Source organism: Nocardiopsis sp. NPDC101807 (assembly GCF_044766605.1).
Lineage (GTDB): Bacteria > Actinomycetota > Actinomycetes > Streptosporangiales > Streptosporangiaceae > Nocardiopsis > Nocardiopsis tropica.
The window spans coordinates 758,336-774,010 of sequence record NZ_JBIWMK010000001.1 but is presented as its reverse complement, the minus strand read 5'-3'; the positions used below and the strand labels follow the sequence as shown (position 1 = coordinate 774,010).

Here is a 15,675-nt window from a genome sequence, read left to right as displayed (position 1 = left end):
GCACGGCCGGGGCCCCGTGTTCCCGCGCCCGGTGTCAGATCCGGATCGTCGTGGAACGCACGATCTCGAAGACCGGGTGCCGGTCGGCCTCCTCCGCGAACGCCTCGTCCGGGGCGTCCGGCGGCGCGTCGAAGTACGGTCCCACGACGGCGGCCCGCGGGTGGTTGACGTACTCCTTGAGCAGGGGGCCCGCCTCCTCGTGCCCGATTTCGCGCACGCTCACCAGCTCGATCCAGCCGCCCTGGCGCAGGGTCGCGAACCCGTCCTTGCGGATGTTGCGCACCCAGTCGACCTCGCCGTACGGGGAGACCAGGAACCTGCCCCGGTCGCTGTCCAGCACGTCGAGCGGGACGGTCCGCAGGAAGCCCGACTTGCGCCCGCGCGTGGTGAGCAGGTGGGTCGCGGGCGTCCCCAGGCCGTACTTGACCAAGCCGCTGACGAAGGCGTTGGCGACCCGCCGTACCCGCGTCATCTCGAACCGCTTCGTCGGTTCGTTCACCATCTCGGCAACTCCCTCGATCGGATGCTCCCCATTGTGGTGGTTCCGGGCGGCCGACGACACCGGCCGGGGGCCGGGATCCCGCCTCCGGGCCGCTCCGCCCGTGCTGCGGGCGCCCGCTCCGACCCCTGTCCCGGGGCGCCGGAGGTCCGGTTGTCAGCGGAACGCGGAGACCCCGGTCACCGCCTGGCCGATGCTGAGCGCGTGGATCTCCTCGGTGCCCTCGTAGGTGGCGACCGTCTCCAGGTTCACCATGTGGCGCATCACCGGGTACTCCAGGGTGATGCCGTTCGCGCCGTGGACCCCGCGCGCGGTGCGCGCGACCCGCTGGGCAGCGGCCACGTTCGCGAACTTGCCGAAGCTCACGTGGTTGTGGTGGCAGTTCCCCCCGTCCTTGAGGCGGCCGATCCGCAGCGCCGTCATGCCCGCGTGGTTGACGTCCACGACCATGTCGGCGAGCTTGCGCTGGGTGAGCTGGAACCCGCCGATCGGCTGCCCGAACTGCTCGCGTGTCGCCGCGTACTCCAGGGCCGCCTCGTAGCAGGCGCGCGCGGCGCCGACGGCGCCCCACACGATGCCGTAGCGGGCCTCGTTCAGGCACGACAGGGGCGCCCCCAGGCCCTTCGAGGCGGGCAGCACCGCGTCGGCGGGCAGGCGCACCCCCTCCAGGACGAGTTCGGAGGTGATGGACGCGCGCAGCGACAGCTTCCTGTGGATGACGTTGGCGGAGAACCCGGGGGTGTCGGTGGGCACCACGAACCCGCGGATGCCGTCCCCGGTGGCCGCCCACACCACGGCCACGTCGGCGACGGACCCGTTGGTGATCCACATCTTGGTGCCGTCGAGCACCCAGTCTGTGCCGTCCCTGCGGGCGCGGGTGCGCATGGAGCCCGGGTCGGAGCCGGAGTCGGGCTCGGTCAGCCCGAAGCAGCCGACGGCCTCGCCCGCCGCCATCCTCGGCAGCCACGCGTCCTTCTGCTCCTCGGAGCCGAACTTGTGGATGGCGGCCATGGCCAGCGAGCCCTGCACGGACACGAAACTGCGCAGACCCGAGTCGACGGCCTCCAGCTCGCGGCAGGCCAGCCCGTAGGCCACGGCGCTGGAGCCGCCGCAGCCGTACCCCTCCAGGTGCATGCCCAGGAGCCCGAGGTCCCCGAAGGCCTTGGCGAGCCCGCGCGGGTCGGGCAGGGTGCCGGCGTCGAACCACTCGGCCACGTTCGGCAGCAGTTCGCGCGAGGCGAAGCCGCGCACGGCGTCGCGGACGTCCCGCTCGGTGTCGGACAGCTCGGCGTCCAGGGCCAGGAAGTCGTGCGGGTCCGGTGCGGCGGGCCTGCGGGAGTCGCTCATGGGTGGGTGTCCCTTCGTGGTGCGTCGGCCGGTGCGGCCTGGGGCGGGGTCGCGGGGGCGGTTCGGCGGTCGGACGCCGGTGCGGGTTCGGGCTCCTGGACGGCCCCGCGCCCGACCATCGCGTCCACGCGCGCCGCGTCCACGCCGAGTTCGGCGAGGATCCGGCGGGAGTGCTGTCCGAGGAGCGGCGGGGCCGTGAGCGGCGGCGGGGCGCCCTCCAGCCGGAACCCCGCCCGGACCTGCTCGATCAGCCCCGCCGTGGGGTGCTCCACGGTGCGCAGGACGTCGTCGCCGGCGGCGTCGGACGTGCGCAGCGCGTCCAGCACCCCGCGCACCCGCCCCACCGGGACCCCGGCCCCGACCAGCAGGTCCATCCAGTGGTCGGCCGGCTCGGCGCGCAGGACGGCCGACAGCTCACCCACCAGTGCGTCGCGGTGGGCCACGCGCCCCGGGTTGGTGGCGTAGCGCGGGTCCTCGGCCAGGTCGGGGCGGTCCAGGGCCCGGCACAGCCGCTGGTACAGGGCGTCGTTGCCGGCGGCGACCACGATCTCGGCGTCGGAGGCCGAGAAGACCTGGTAGGGCACGATCGTGGTGTGGGCGTTGCCGACACGGGCCGGCTCCGCCCCCGTCACGAGCGCCTGCTGTGTGAGGTTGACCAGGCCGGACAGCGTGGAGTTGATCAGCGACGCGCTGACGTTCTCGCCGCGGCCGGTCGCGCGGGCCCTCATCAGCGCCCCGAGGATGCCGACGGCGGCGTTGAGCCCGGTCAGCACGTCGGTGAGGGCGACCCCCACCTTGCTCGCCGGTCCGTCGGCCGGGCCGGTGGTCGCCATCAGGCCGCTCTCGGCCTGCACGACGATGTCGAACCCGGGGCGGGTGGCCGGCTCGTGCTCCGGGCCGAAGCCGCTCACGGAGCAGTAGACGACGGCGGGGTTGCGCGCGCTCACCGCCTCGTAGCCGAGCCCGAGCCGGTCGATCACGCCGGGGCGGAAGTTCTGGACGACCACGTCGGAGGACGCGCACAGGTCCTGGACGGCGGCCAGGCCCTCGGGGTCCTTCAGGTCCACGGCCAGGCTGCGCTTGTTGCGGTTCACCGACAGGAAGTAGGCGGCCTCTCCGGGGCCTCCGCCCCCGTCGGCGGGACCCGCCCAGGGCGGGCCCCACGCCCGGGTGTCGTCGCCGCGACCGGGCTGTTCGACCTTGACCACCTCCGCGCCCATGTCGGCGAGGAGCATGGTGGCGTACGGGCCCGCCAGGACGCGGGAGAGGTCGGCCACGCGCACCCCCGCCAGGGGCAGAGGGGCGGCCGGGCCGGCGGAGTCGGGCGCGGGGCCCGCGCCGGATCGGGTGTCTGTCACGGGTGCGTCACTCCTCGGCGTCGGCGCCGCCGGGCAGCTGGTCGCCCTCCCGCAGCTGGTGGTAGGACTCCAGGCAGCGGCGCAGGGCGGTGGTCAGAGCGGCGCCGGACTGGCCGGCGTACCGCGTCTGCACCCGGCTGACCAGCTCGGCGATGTCCTCGGTGACCGAGGCCCCCTCGACCAGGGCGCGGAAGAAGTCCTTGCCCAGGTCGGTGAGCAGGGTGGTGTCCGCGGCGACGATGCGGCCGTCCGCGGTGTCCACGGCGAGGACGACGCCGAGCCGCTGGTACTGGGAATGGCTGGCCACGGAGTCGGGAAGCCGGGCGTAGCCGGAGATGAGGACAACCCTGGGGTTGCGGAGGACCTGCTGGATACGGTCGTCGCCGTGCAACGGACACACCTCTCGCTCGCGGGCATGCGAAAACTCCAACGCTCTGGAGTCTCGCGCCTGGAGGGCGGCCGGGGAAAACCGGGCGCCCGCGGCGTGAGGGCAGGCACCCCAAGTATGTCCTGACCGGTTCGGCGGCTGTCAAGCGGGGCGCGGCCCGTCCGGCGGACCGCCCGGGCCGCGCCGCCCGCCCCTGCCTCCCCGCGCCCTCCGACGCGGCCGCGTGCCCCGCGCGCGGCCCCCGCCGTCCGTGCGGATGGGCCCGCCGGGTCTTCCGCGCCCCGGGCCCGTCGGTGCGTGGCCCGGGCCACAGGGGGGACTCCTGGTCCCCCCTGGGACGTGTGTGCTAGCCTGCCTCGCAGGTCACGAGTACCAGCGCTAAGCCCCGGCTTGCTGGTCGGCAACCCTCCTTCCGCGGTGGGGTGCCCCGGGTGAGGACCAGGTCCCGACACGACCGTGTCGGACAAGCGCGGACCCCTGTGGTGCAGCCGTGACGGCGCCCCGCGGGTCCCACGACCCGCAGAAGAGGTGCCCCATGACCGTCGTCAGCCCCATCCACACCGCGCGCTCGTTCCGTTCCGCCGCCCCGTCCGGACACCCTTCGGGCGGCACCGCCGAGTGCACGGTCGTCGCCTCGGACGAGGGCGTCCCCCTGGTCACCGGCGGGCGCGTGGAGTACGCGAACTTCGACTACGCCGCCAGCGCCCCCTGCCTGACCCCCGTCGCGGACGCCCTGGCCGACGCGCTGCCCTACTACGCGAGCGTGCACCGGGGCGCGGGCCACCACTCCCAGGTGAGCACCGACGCCTACGAGCGTGCCCGCCGCAGCGTCGCCCGCTTCCTCGGGGCCCGCTCGGAACCCGCCGACGCGGTCGTGTTCGTGCGGGGCACCACCGACGCCCTCAACCTCCTGGCCCGGTCCGTGCCGGAGGGATGCACGGTCGTGGTGTTCGAGACCGAGCACCACGCCGCCCTCCTGCCCTGGGAGCACCCCGCCGCGCGGGCCGGGAGAGTGGTCCGCCTGCCGCTGCCCGCCACCCCCGAGGCGGCCGTCGAGGCGGCCCGCACCGCGCTGCGGGAGTCCCCCGAGGGCCCCAGGCTCCTGTGCGTGACCGCCGCCTCCAACGTCACGGGCGAGATCTGGCCGGTCGGGGAGCTGGTCGCGGCCGCGCACGCCGAGGACGCCCGCGTGGTCGTGGACGCCGCCCAGTACGTGCCGCACCTGCCGTTCAGCCTGGAGGAGACCGGCGCCGACTACGTGGCGCTGTCCGCGCACAAGCTCTACGCGCCCTTCGGCTCCGGGGTGCTGGCCGGACGCGCCGACTGGCTGCGCGAGGCCGTCCCGTACCTGTCCGGGGGCGGCGCCACGCGACTGGTCACCGAGCACGACGTGGTGTGGAACGACCTCCCCGCGCGCCACGAGGCGGGCAGCCCCAACGTGCTCGGCGCCGTGGCCCTGGCCGCCGCCTGCGACGCCCTCACCCCCGACGCGCAGGGACTCCTGCACATCCGCGAGTCCGCCCTGCTGGAGCGGCTGCGCTCCGGACTCGCCGACGTGGAGGGCGTCACCGAGCTGACCCTGTGGGGCGACGAGCACCCGAGGGTCGGCATCGTCTCGTTCACGGTGGACGGGCTGCCCGCCGACCTGCTGGCCGCGGCGCTCTCCGCCGAGCACGGCATCGGGGTGCGGGACGGGCTCTTCTGCGCCCACCCGCTCACCCGGCACCTGCTGCCCGAGGGCCACTCCCAGGCGGTCCGGGCGAGCCTGGGGGTCGGGACGACCCCGGAGCACGTGGACCGGCTCGTCGGAGCGATCGCCGCCCTGGTCGCCCACGGGCCGGTCTGGGAGTACGCCGACCGCGACGGCCGCCTGGTCCCGGTTCCGGACCCGCGCGACGTGTTCTGACGCGGGAGCGGCGCCCGGCAGGAGGCGCCCCGGCGGCGGACAGGCCGCCGGGGCGCGCCCGTACCCGGCCCCGCAGGCGCGGGGCACGCGGGGCCGCGATGGTGGTGCTGACTGTAGCTCGCATCGGACAGCGCGCGGCATGGTTCGCCGGCGCCGGGCTCCGTAGCGTCGTCAGGGACGTGGACGGCCCTTGCCGAGTCACGTCCTTCCCCGACGCCGACCCGCGAGGATCCGCCATGCCCGCACCGTTTCGCACCCCCACGAGCACAGCTCCGGGCAGCCGGCCCCCCGCACCGGGCGCCGTGAGCGGCCCCGCCGGGGCCGCGGTCGCCCTCACGGCGGTCCACCGCTCCTACACCGACGGCGACGGCCGCGTGTCCGCCCTGGACGGGGTCACCCTCAGGGTCCCCCGGGGGACCTTCCTCGCCGTCATGGGGCCCTCCGGCTCCGGCAAGAGCACCCTGCTCAACTGCGCCTCCGGCCTGGACCGCGTCACCTCCGGCACGGTCGAGATCGGGGGGAGGGACATCGGCGGACTGCGGGAACCGGACCTCACCGTCTTCCGCCGCGACCACGTGGGGTTCGTCTTCCAGTCCTACAACCTGGTCCCCACCCTCACGGCGGAGGACAACATCACCCTCCCCCTGCGCCTGGCCGGGGTGCGGCCGGACACCGCGTGGATCGACGAGCTCGTCCGCAGGGTGGGTGTGGCGGACCGGTTGGGGCACCGGCCCCCGGAGCTGTCCGGCGGCCAGCAGCAGCGGGTCGCCATCGTGCGCGCACTCGCCGCCCGGCCCGACATCGTCTTCGCGGACGAGCCCACCGGCGCCCTCGACGGCGCCACCGCAGACCGGACGCTGTCCCTGCTCAGGGGGATCGTGGACGACCTCGGCCAGACCGTCGTCATGGTCACCCACGACCCCGCCGCCGCGGCCCGCGCCCACGACACCGCCGTGATGGCCTCGGGGCGGGTCGTGGACCTCCTCCACGCGCCCGCCGCCGCGGACCTCGCCGGACGCCTCGCCTCCCTGGGGGCGGACCGATGACCGGGACGCCCGACGCGCGCGCCGTCCCCGGCCGCCGGGGCCGCGTGCCCCTGGCACTGGAGCTGGCCAGGGGCCGCGCCGCGTCCCTGGCAGCCGTCGCCGTCGCGGTCCTCGGCGGGTCCGCCCTCATCACGGTCGGCGGGGTCGTCGCCGACACCGGTGTCCGCTCCGCCCTCCCGGCGGGCCGCCTCGCGGGCGCCGACGTCGTCGTCACGGCGCCCCAGAGCGTGGAGGTGCCCGAGGACCTCGACATCGCCCTTCCCGAACGGGCGACCGTCCCCGGGACCGTGGTGGACGCACTGGCCGAGCTGCCCGAGGTCGGCCTGGCCGTCGGCGACGTGGGTTTCCAGGCCGCGGTCCTGGGCGGGGACGGGCCCGTGGCAGGCGCCGATCCGCGCACCGCCGGGCACGGATGGGCCTCGGCCTCCCTGGCGGGAGGGGGCGCCCTGACCGGCGAGCCGCCGCGCGGCCCCGGCGAGGTGGTCCTGGACCGCGCCTCGGCGGAGGCGTCGGGCGCGGAGGTCGGCGGGGACGTCCGCCTCGTGGCGGGAGGCCGGACGGGCGCGTACCGGCTGACCGGGGTCCTGGACACCCCGGCGCCCCTGATCCTCGTGGAGGACTCCACCGCCGCGGACCTGGCCGGACGCTCCGAAGGCCCCCGCGAGGGCACCGTCGACCTGGTCGGCCTGCACGCCGCGGAGGGCGTCACCGACGCCGAGCTCCGCTCCGCGGTGGAGGCGAGCGCCGTGTTCGCCGAACACGGCCTCGTCGCCCTCAGCGGCGACCGGCGCGGCGACGCCGAGTCGCCGGGGGCGGCGTCCGCACGGTCGGTGCTGGTCGCGATCGCCGCCTCGCTCGGCGGCACCGTCCTGATCGTCGTCGGTTCCACGGTCGCCGGCGCCCTCTCGGTGTCCGTCGCGGCCCAGCGCCGGGACCTCGCCCTCCTGCGGGCGGTCGGCGCCACCCCGCGCCAGATCCGCCGCCTCTTCGCCGTTCCCCACCTGCTCGCCGCCGCCCTGGCCCTGCCCTTCGGGATCGCCGCGGGCTACCTGCTGGGGGAGGGCGCGCTCCGGGGCCTCGCCGCGCTGGGGACGGCGCCCGCGGGCCTGCCCGCCGTCCTCGGGCCCGTGCCCGGCCCGGCCGCGGCGGCCCTGACCCTCCTCGCGGTGTGGGCGGCCTGCGCGGGAGCGACCCGCCGCACGGCGAGGGCCGCCCCCGTCGACGCCCTCGCTGAGTCCGTCGCCGAACCGCGTGCCCCGGGCCGTGCCCGCACCTGGGCGGGGGCCGTCCTGCTGGCGGTCTCGGTGGCCGTCTCGGCTCCCGCGCTGGTCCTGGACGCCACGGAGGCGGCGGCCGGCGCTGCAGTGGCGTCACTGGTCGCGGCGGTCGGCCTGGCCCTGGCAGGACCGGCCCTGGTCCGCCGGGTGAGCGGGGTGGCCGCCCGTCTGCTGCCCTCCCGGGTCTCGCCGCTGACCTGGCTCGCCGTGCAGAACCTGCACGGGCACTCCGTCCGGGTGGCCGGCGCGGCGAGCGCCCTGGCCATGACGGTGGCCTTCACCCTGGGGCAGACCTACGCGCAGACCTCGCTGTCCGCCGCGGGCGACGCCCAGCGCGCGGCGGGGGAGAGGGCCGACCTCGTGGTGACCGCACCCGGCCTGGGCGGGGTCCCCGCGGACTTCGCGGAGGAGGTCCGCCGGTCGCCCGCGGTGGAGGAGGCCGTCGCGGTCACACCGACCGCGGTGGTGGGCGCCGACCGCTTCGCCCTGCCCGGGGAGGAGCCCGGGACGGCGTACCTGGAGGCGGCCGCCCAGGTCGTCGGCCCGGGGGCGCAGCGGGTCCTGGACCTGGACGTGGTCGAGGGGGACCTGGGCCGTCTGTCCGGGGAGACGGTCGCGGTGAGCGCCTCGGCGGCGCGCCGGTTCGGCACCGGCGCGGGGGAGACGTTCACGTTCCGGACCGGCGACGGCGCGCAGGTCGACGCGGAGGTGGTCGCCGTGTACCGCAGGGACCTGGGATACGGGTCGGTCACCCTGTCGGCGGACCTGGCGCGGGGCCACGTCACCGGCGACGTCGACGCGCGGCTCCTGGTCCTGGCGGCTCCGGGTCAGGAGGACGAGGCGCGCCGCGTGCTGGAGGCGGCGGCCGGGGGCCGTCCCGGGGTGGAGGTCGCGGAGGCGGGCGCCGCGGAGGAGGGCGGTCAGGGGCTGGCCGCCGACGCCGTCCTCAACCTGGTCGTCCTGCTGGCGCTGGTCGGCTACATGGTGCTGGCGGTCGCCAACCGGCTCTCCGCCCAGACCCTGCAGCGGCGGGGCGAGGCGGACGCCCTGCGGGCGATCGGGATGACGCCGGGGCAGACCCGGTCGGTGCTGCGCAGGGAGGCAGCGATGATCGCCCTCGGCGCCAACGCCGCCGGGCTCCTGGCCGTGCTGTTCCCGCTCCTCTGCGTGGGCGCGGCCCTGCTCGGGAGGCCCTTCCCCGCGGGTCCGCTCTGGCCGGTGCCCGTGGCGGTCCTGGGCGTGTCGGCCGTGGCCTGGCTGTGCGTGGCGGTGCCCGCCAGGAAGTTGACCGCCTCCCCGACGCGTCGTTGAGCGGCGGGGGCGGACGGGCGGTGGAGGGGCACGGCGGCGCCGGAAGAGCCGTCGCGCCCCTCCCGCTCGGGGCCACCGGCGGTGCCCGTCAGGGCTTCCGGCACGGATGTTCCGGAACCTTGCGTCGCACGAGGCAACAAACAGTACAACAGGGCATATTTCACTCCAGTGTGTGCCGGGGATCACTTTCCCAACCTGTAGCATCGGGCCCTGACGGCATGGCGCGACGCCGACGGGCCCGACCGGTCCGCTCCTCGGCGCGTCCTGCCTCCCGCGAGCGAACCGGCTGGGGGAGTGTGACCGTGACGGACGTCCGAGGACCCGAGGCAGGTCCGCTCGCGGCCGTGTCCAGGCAGCGGCAACCCGCGCAGGTCCCCGGACGGCGGTCGCGCGTGGTCAGCCTCGGCCCGCGCGGGGCCGAGCCCCCCGCCTCCCGCCAGGGCGAGGCCACCCGCCTGCACCAGGCCTTCCTCGGCAGGGTCATCGACTACCTGCGCGTCGACGCCGGTGTCCGCCAGTTCGTCGACTGGGGGTGTCCGGTGCCCGGCACGGCCGAGCGCGTGCACGCCGGCGACCCCGGGGCCACCGTCGTCCACCTGGTCCCGCACGGGGCGGCGGGCATGCTCCCCACCGCGGGTGCGGCCGTGCTCTCCGGGGACGGTTCCGGCCCCGACGGCCTCCTGCGCCGCCTGGGCGCCTCCGGGCTCGTCGACTTCGACGAGCCCGTCGCCGTCCTGATGACCCGCCCCTTCACCGCCGACGACCCGCCCGGGGGCGTCGCGGGCCTCCACGCCCTCATGCGCGGCGGCGGCTACCTCGCGCTCGCGTCCCCCGCGCCCCGGGCCGTGGTCGAACGCGCCTTCGCCCCCTTCCACCCTGTTGAACCGGGGGTGGCCGACCTGCGATGGTGGCCCTATCCGGACGAGGACGTCTCCGACAGGGGGACCGGGACCCTGGCGGGGCTCGGCCGCGCGCCGGGCAGCGGAAGGGGGGACCGCCGATGGCGGTGAACTGGACGGGTGAGGTCCTGGCACAGCTCCAGTTCTACTGGGAGTACTCGCTGTGGCCGCGGCTGGAGGGGCTGACCGACGCCGAGTACCACTGGCTCCCGGCGCCCGGGGCCTGGACCGTGCGGGAGGGGGAGGACGGGCGGTACCGGCCGGACTCCGCGTTCCCCGAGCCCGAGCCCCCGCCCGTGACCACCCTCGCCTGGCGGCTCGGACACCTCGTCGTGGACGTCCTGGAGACCCGCGTCAACTGGCACTTCGGCGACCGCACCTACACCCGGGAGAGCGTCAACTGGCCCGGTGACGCGGCCGAGGCCAAGCAGCGTCTGCGCCACGCCTACGAGACCTGGTCCGAGAACATCCAGGGCCTCGACGAGGACGGGCTCGCCGCGCAGGTGGGGGGCGCCGAGGCGCGGCAGTGGGAGGACTTCCCGATGGTCGCCCTCGTGCTGCACGTCAACCGGGAGATCATCCACCACGGGGCGGAGGTCGCTCTGCTGCGCGACCTCTACCGCGCCGGGCCCGCCCGGGGCTGAGCCGCGGGCAGGGCCGCCCTCCGGCGTTCCGTCGACGGGTCAGAGCACCTGCAGCGGGTCCACCCGCACCTGGGCCAGGTGCTCGTCCCCGCGGGCGCTGCGCGCCGACGCGGCGGCCTTCAGCGAGCGGGCCAGGGCGCCCACCCCCTCGCGGGGCACCCGGAGCAGCGCGCGCTCCGTGGGCGGCGCGCCCTCGGCGACGGGGCCGCGCTCCGAGGCCACCGGCACGGGCCCGAGCACCTCGGCGCCCTCGGGCAGCTCCACCTGGGCGAGCAGTTCGCGCACGTGGTCCGCGGCACCGGTGATCGACGCCATCGTCACGGCGGGGGGGAAACCCAGCTCCCTGCGCTCGGCCAGCTCCCGTCCGGCGAAACCGCCCGGGTCCCAGCGCACCAGGGCCTGCACCACCGGCAGCGACGCCTCCGCGGACACCACCACGGTGCCGCCCGGCCGCACCAGCGCGGCGGCGTTGAACCAGCGGCGCAGCGTCTCCTCCGAGGCGCGGAGGTCGGCCCTGTTCAGCAGGGCCCAGCCGTCCAGGAGCACCGCCGCCGCGTACCCGCCGTCCCGGACCACCGGTTCGGCCCCGGGGGTGGCCACCACCAGGGACGGCTTGTCCGGGACCTCCGGCAGCACCTCGTCGCGCCCGGACGTGCGCACGGTCAGGGAGGGGAAGGCCCGGCCCAGCTCCTCGGCGGTGCGGCGGGCCCCCACCACCACCGCGCGCATCCGGGCGGCCCCGCAGTCGGGGCACGTCCACTGCCCGGCCACCCGCCCGCACCAGCCGCAGGAGGGCAGGGCGTTCGCCTCGCGGATCGCGAGCGGCCCGCGGCAGCCGTCGCAGCGCGCGGGTTCGCGGCAGCCCGCGCAGGCCAGGGTGTTGAGGTAGCCCCGGCGCGGCACCTGGAACAGCACCGGACCGGTCCTGGCCGCCTCCCGCGCCGACTTGAGGGCCAGGCTCGGCATGCGGGCGGTGCGGGCGGCCTCGTCCCGGGCGAGTTCGCGGTCGTCCCCCGCGGGCTTGACGAGCGGGGCCCGGCGGCGCAGCGTCGCGCGGTCCGCGACCAGCGGGTGCGCCCAGCCGGACTCGACCAAGAGCTGGGCGTCCGTGGTGCGTGTGTGCCCGCCGAACAGAGCCGCCGACCCCGTCTGGTGCGCCCGCATGGCCAGCACGGTGCGGGCGTGCGGATAGGGGGTGTGCGGGTCGGCGTGGACGTCGTCGCCGTCGTCCCAGAGCACGACCAGCCCGAGGTCGCGGACGGGGGCGAAGATCGCGGTGCGGGTCCCCACGACCACCCGGGCCCCTCCGCGCAGGACCGACAGCCAGCGCCGGTAGCGCGGGGTCGGGCCGAGGTCGGCGGGCAGCGCGACGTGTCGTCCCCCGCCCAGGCGCCGGACCATCGCGGCGTCCACCGCCTCGACGTCGCGGCTGTTGGGGAGCACCACCACCGTGCCGCGCCCCGCGGCGAGGGCGGCCCCGGCGGCCACCGCGATCGCGTCCGGCCAGTCGTTCCCGGGGAGGGCGTTCCACACCGCGCGGGCCGCGCGCCCCTCGCGCAGGGCCGCGACGAAGGCGGGCCCCTCGGGGTAGTCCGCCCAGGGGCCGGCGTCGGCCCCCGGGTCCTCGGCGGGGGGCTCCGCGCCCCCGGCCCCGGGCTCCGGCGTCCCGGTCCCGTCCGGGACCTCGGCGGAGGACGCCGCGGCCGGCTCCGCGGGACCGGCCCCGCCGTCCTCCGCCGGGGCGTCCGCGTCACGGACGGCCTCGCGCTCGACCCGCGCCCGGCGCGGCGGCACGGCCAGCTTGACCACGTCGTGCAGGTTGCCCGCGTACCGCCCGGCCACGGCCCGGGCCAGTTCGAGGATCTCCGGCGTGAGGACCGGCTCCGGGGAGACCACCTCGGACAGGTAGGCGAGCCGGCCGCCGAACTCCGAGCGCTCCACCCGCTCCGCGATGAACCCGCCGAGCAGCCGGTGGCGGAAGGCGACCTTCACCCTGCAACCGGGAACGGCGTCCTCGTCCAGGTCGGCGGGGACCCGGTAGTCGAAGAGGCGGTCCAGGTGGGGCAGGGGGGTGTCCACGATGACGCGCGCGACGGACAGCCGCCCGGCGGGTCTCCTCGGCGCCGGACGGGACGCCTCCTCGGCCCTGGCCCTGGCCGCGGCTCTGGGGTCCACCAGCTCCGACACGTCGAAGAGGGCGTCGCTGGGTGGGTCGGACTGCGCTGTCATCACCACTGGTCTACCAGAACGGTCCGACACCGCCGCTCCTCCGCGGCGGGAGCCCCCTCCGTGACTGGTAGAACAGTGTCCCGTACGCGCAGCGGAGGGGGATCCGAACATGAAGCTCGTCTTTGCCGGAACACCGGAGGTGGCCGTGCCCTCGCTCCGGGCGCTGATCGGCTCCGAACACGAGGTCGCGGCCGTGGTCACCCGGCCCGACGCCCGTTCCGGCCGGGGCCGCCGGATCTCCGCGAGCCCGGTGGGCGAGGTGGCCGAGGCCGAGGGCATCGAGGTCCTCAAACCCGCCAGGGCCGGCGATCCCGAGTTCCTCGCGCGGCTGGAGGAGATCGCCCCCGACTGCTGCCCCGTGGTCGCCTACGGCGCGCTGCTGCCGCAGCCGGCCCTGGACATCCCCCGCCACGGCTGGGTCAACCTGCACTTCTCCCTGCTGCCCGCCTGGCGCGGCGCCGCCCCCGTCCAGCACGCGGTGCTGCACGGCGACGACGTCACCGGGGCGTCCACCTTCCGCATCGTCAAGGAGCTCGACGCCGGGCCCGTCTACGGGACCCTGACCGAGGCCGTGCGCCCCACCGACACCAGCGGGGAGCTCCTCGAACGGCTGTCCGTCTCCGGGGCCGAACTCCTGAAGCGCACCGTCGACGGCATCGCGTCCGGTCAGCTCGAACCGGTGGAGCAGCCCGCCGACGGGCTGTCCTACGCCGCCAAGCTCACCCCCTCCGACGCCGAACTCGACTTCACGCTCCCGGCCCTGCGCGTGGACCGGACGGCCCGCGCCTGCACGCCCGCCCCCGGCGCCTGGACGACCTTCCGGGGCACCCGGCTCAAGCTCGGCCCCGTCACCCCCGTCACCGACGCGGACACCCCCGACCTCGCCCCCGGCCGGATCCACGCGGGCAAGAAGCACGTCCTGGTCGGCACCAGCACCCACCCCGTCGCCCTCGGCGAGGTGCAGCCGCAGGGCAAGCGGTCCATGGCCGCAGTGGACTGGGCGCGTGGCGTGCGTCCCACCGAAGATGACCGCCTGGGCGCGTGAGCTGCCGTAGTCTCGACCTGGCGGACCGAACGGACGTCCGCCAGGTCCCGTCCCCGGTTTGTTGAGGCAGCACAGTTGAGCGAGCAGTCCCGATCCCCGTACCGCCGGCCCCGCAGGGGCGCGAAGCCCGTACAGGGCGGTGGACAGGGCGCGTCTGGGCCGCCGGCGCCCCGTGACCCCGCCCGCCGGGTCGCCTACGACGTGCTGTGCGCCGTCGAGCAGCGCGACGCCTACGCCAACCTCCTCCTTCCCGCGCTGCTCACCGAGCGCGGCATCAGCGGGCGCGACGCGGCCCTGGCCACGGAGCTGACCTACGGCACGCTGCGGCTCCAGGGCACCTACGACGCGATCCTGGAGGCGTGCGTGGACCGCACGCTCGCCTCCGTGGACGCCGACGCGCTGCCGGTCCTGCGGCTGGGCGCCCACCAGCTGCTGTCCACGAAGATCCCGCCGCACGCCGCCGTCAGCGCCACCGTGGACCTGGCCCGCCGCGTGGTGGGCCACCACAGGGGCCGTTTCGTCAACGCCGTCCTGCGCAAGGTGTCGGCCCGGGACCTGGACGCGTGGACCGCCGTGGTCGCCCCCGACCGGGACCGCGACCCCAGCGGGTACCTGGCGGTCGTGCGGAGCCACCCGCGCTGGGTGGTCAAGGAGCTCGCCCGCGCACTGGGGGAGCGCTCCTCCACCGGCCTGGTCCGCACCGAGCGCCTGCTGGCCGCCCACAACGAGCGGCCCCGGGTGACCCTCGTGGCCAAGCCCGGCCGCTCGACCGTCGAGGACCTGGTGGCCGCGGGCGCGGAGGAGGGACGCTACTCGCCCTTCGCCGCCTACCTGCCCCAGGGGGATCCGGCGGGGATCCGCGAGGTCCGCCAGAACCGGGCCGCCGTGCAGGACGAGGCCAGCCAGCTGGTCGCCCTCGCCCTGAGCCGGGTCGACGCGCACGGGGACGACGCCCTGTGGCTCGACATGTGCGCGGGCCCCGGCGGCAAGGCCGGCCTGCTGGCCTCCCTCGCCGGGCAGCGCGGGGCCCGCCTGCTGGCGTCCGAGGTCCAGCCGGCCCGCGCGGGGCTGGTCGCCACGGCGGTGCGCCGTGCCCCCCGCGACGCCGGGCGCGTGATCGCCGCCGACGGTACCAGGCCCGCCTGGCGTCCGGGCGTGTTCGACCGGGTGCTGGTGGACGCGCCGTGCACGGGCCTGGGCGCGCTGAGGCGCCGCCCGGAGTCGCGCTGGCGCCGCACCGAGACCTCCGCGGCCGACCTGGCGCCCCTCCAGCACGACCTCCTGGCCCGTGCCGCGGACGCCGTGCGCCCCGGCGGCGTGGTGGCGTACGTGACGTGCTCCCCGCACCTGGACGAGACCGACGGCATCGTCCGCCGGGTCCTCGCGGAGCGGGACGACCTGGCGCTGCTGCGCGCGGCCGACTACCTGGACGGGGTGCCGGACCTGGCAGCTGGCCCGGACGGGAACTACGTCCAGTTCTGGCCGCACGTCCACGGCACGGACGCGATGTTCCTGGCCCTGTTCCGCAAGACGGCCCGGGACTGACCCCGGCCCGTCGCACGCACCCGGGACCCGTGCCCCCCGTGGTCCGCCGGTGAACGCGTGCGGCCGGGGGGGGGGGGGGGGGGGGGCCCCCGGGGGCCCCCCCCCCCCCGCCCGCCCCGCCGGGCGCCCGCCCCCCCCCCCCCCCCCCGCCGGTGACCCCCGCGAAGACCCCCCTGACCCC

At 76.6% G+C, this 15,675-nt stretch carries 12 protein-coding genes and 1 riboswitch; of the genes, 7 read left to right on the top strand and 5 right to left on the bottom strand.

What is annotated here, in order from left to right; translation table 11 throughout:
- Positions 1-34 precede the first annotated feature (34 nt).
- The 4 genes from ACIRPH_RS03375 to ACIRPH_RS03360 form a co-directional block, all read right to left on the bottom strand.
- Positions 35-502: a nitroreductase/quinone reductase family protein gene (locus ACIRPH_RS03375; RefSeq protein ID WP_402908667.1), complete on the bottom strand. Its 468-nt coding sequence runs from the start codon at positions 500-502 to the stop codon at positions 35-37.
- A gap of 153 nt (positions 503-655) precedes the next feature.
- Positions 656-1,846: an acyl-CoA dehydrogenase family protein gene (locus ACIRPH_RS03370; protein ID WP_402908665.1), complete on the bottom strand. Its 1,191-nt coding sequence runs from the start codon at positions 1,844-1,846 to the stop codon at positions 656-658.
- The gene (locus ACIRPH_RS03365) at positions 1,843-3,204 is read right to left on the bottom strand and encodes a CaiB/BaiF CoA transferase family protein (RefSeq protein ID WP_402908663.1); all 1,362 of its coding nucleotides are present in this window, start codon (positions 3,202-3,204) and stop codon (positions 1,843-1,845) included. Before ACIRPH_RS03365 ends, ACIRPH_RS03370 begins: the two co-directional genes overlap by 4 nt.
- Before the next feature lie 7 nt (positions 3,205-3,211).
- Entirely contained in the window at positions 3,212-3,595 is a 384-nt protein-coding gene (locus ACIRPH_RS03360; protein WP_355011719.1) for a DUF3870 domain-containing protein, read from the bottom strand.
- A 358-nt stretch (positions 3,596-3,953) separates the two neighbouring features.
- Positions 3,954-4,068: riboswitch (SAM riboswitch) on the top strand.
- Positions 4,069-4,127: 59 nt separating this feature from the next.
- Between ACIRPH_RS03360 and ACIRPH_RS03355 the strand changes: the two genes are divergently transcribed.
- From ACIRPH_RS03355 to ACIRPH_RS03335, 5 genes are all read left to right on the top strand, one after another.
- Positions 4,128-5,498, top strand: a complete 1,371-nt coding sequence (locus ACIRPH_RS03355; protein ID WP_402908661.1) for an aminotransferase class V-fold PLP-dependent enzyme — start codon at positions 4,128-4,130, stop codon at positions 5,496-5,498.
- A 236-nt stretch (positions 5,499-5,734) separates the two neighbouring features.
- Positions 5,735-6,544: an ABC transporter ATP-binding protein gene (locus ACIRPH_RS03350; protein ID WP_402908659.1), complete on the top strand. Its 810-nt coding sequence runs from the start codon at positions 5,735-5,737 to the stop codon at positions 6,542-6,544.
- Positions 6,541-9,132, top strand: coding sequence for an FtsX-like permease family protein (locus tag ACIRPH_RS03345; protein ID WP_402908657.1), 2,592 nt, complete (start codon positions 6,541-6,543; stop codon positions 9,130-9,132). Before ACIRPH_RS03350 ends, ACIRPH_RS03345 begins: the two co-directional genes overlap by 4 nt.
- A 302-nt stretch (positions 9,133-9,434) precedes the next feature.
- The gene (locus ACIRPH_RS03340) at positions 9,435-10,142 is read left to right on the top strand and encodes an SAM-dependent methyltransferase (protein ID WP_402908655.1); all 708 of its coding nucleotides are present in this window, start codon (positions 9,435-9,437) and stop codon (positions 10,140-10,142) included.
- Entirely contained in the window at positions 10,133-10,675 is a 543-nt protein-coding gene (locus tag ACIRPH_RS03335) for a DinB family protein (protein ID WP_402908653.1), read from the top strand. Before ACIRPH_RS03340 ends, ACIRPH_RS03335 begins: the two co-directional genes overlap by 10 nt.
- 39 nt (positions 10,676-10,714) lie before the next feature.
- Here the strand turns inward: ACIRPH_RS03335 and ACIRPH_RS03330 are convergent, their stop codons facing one another.
- Positions 10,715-12,904 (bottom strand): primosomal protein N', encoded by a 2,190-nt coding sequence (locus ACIRPH_RS03330; RefSeq protein WP_402908651.1) that lies wholly within the window; start codon positions 12,902-12,904, stop codon positions 10,715-10,717.
- 109 nt (positions 12,905-13,013) lie between these two features.
- Between ACIRPH_RS03330 and fmt the strand changes: the two genes are divergently transcribed.
- The gene (gene fmt, locus ACIRPH_RS03325; RefSeq protein ID WP_402908649.1) at positions 13,014-13,949 is read left to right on the top strand and encodes a methionyl-tRNA formyltransferase; all 936 of its coding nucleotides are present in this window, start codon (positions 13,014-13,016) and stop codon (positions 13,947-13,949) included.
- Positions 13,950-14,024: 75 nt separating this feature from the next.
- On the top strand, positions 14,025-15,494 hold the full coding sequence (locus tag ACIRPH_RS03320; protein ID WP_402908647.1) for an RsmB/NOP family class I SAM-dependent RNA methyltransferase: 1,470 nt from the start codon (positions 14,025-14,027) through the stop codon (positions 15,492-15,494).
- The last annotated feature ends 181 nt before the right edge of the window (positions 15,495-15,675 follow it).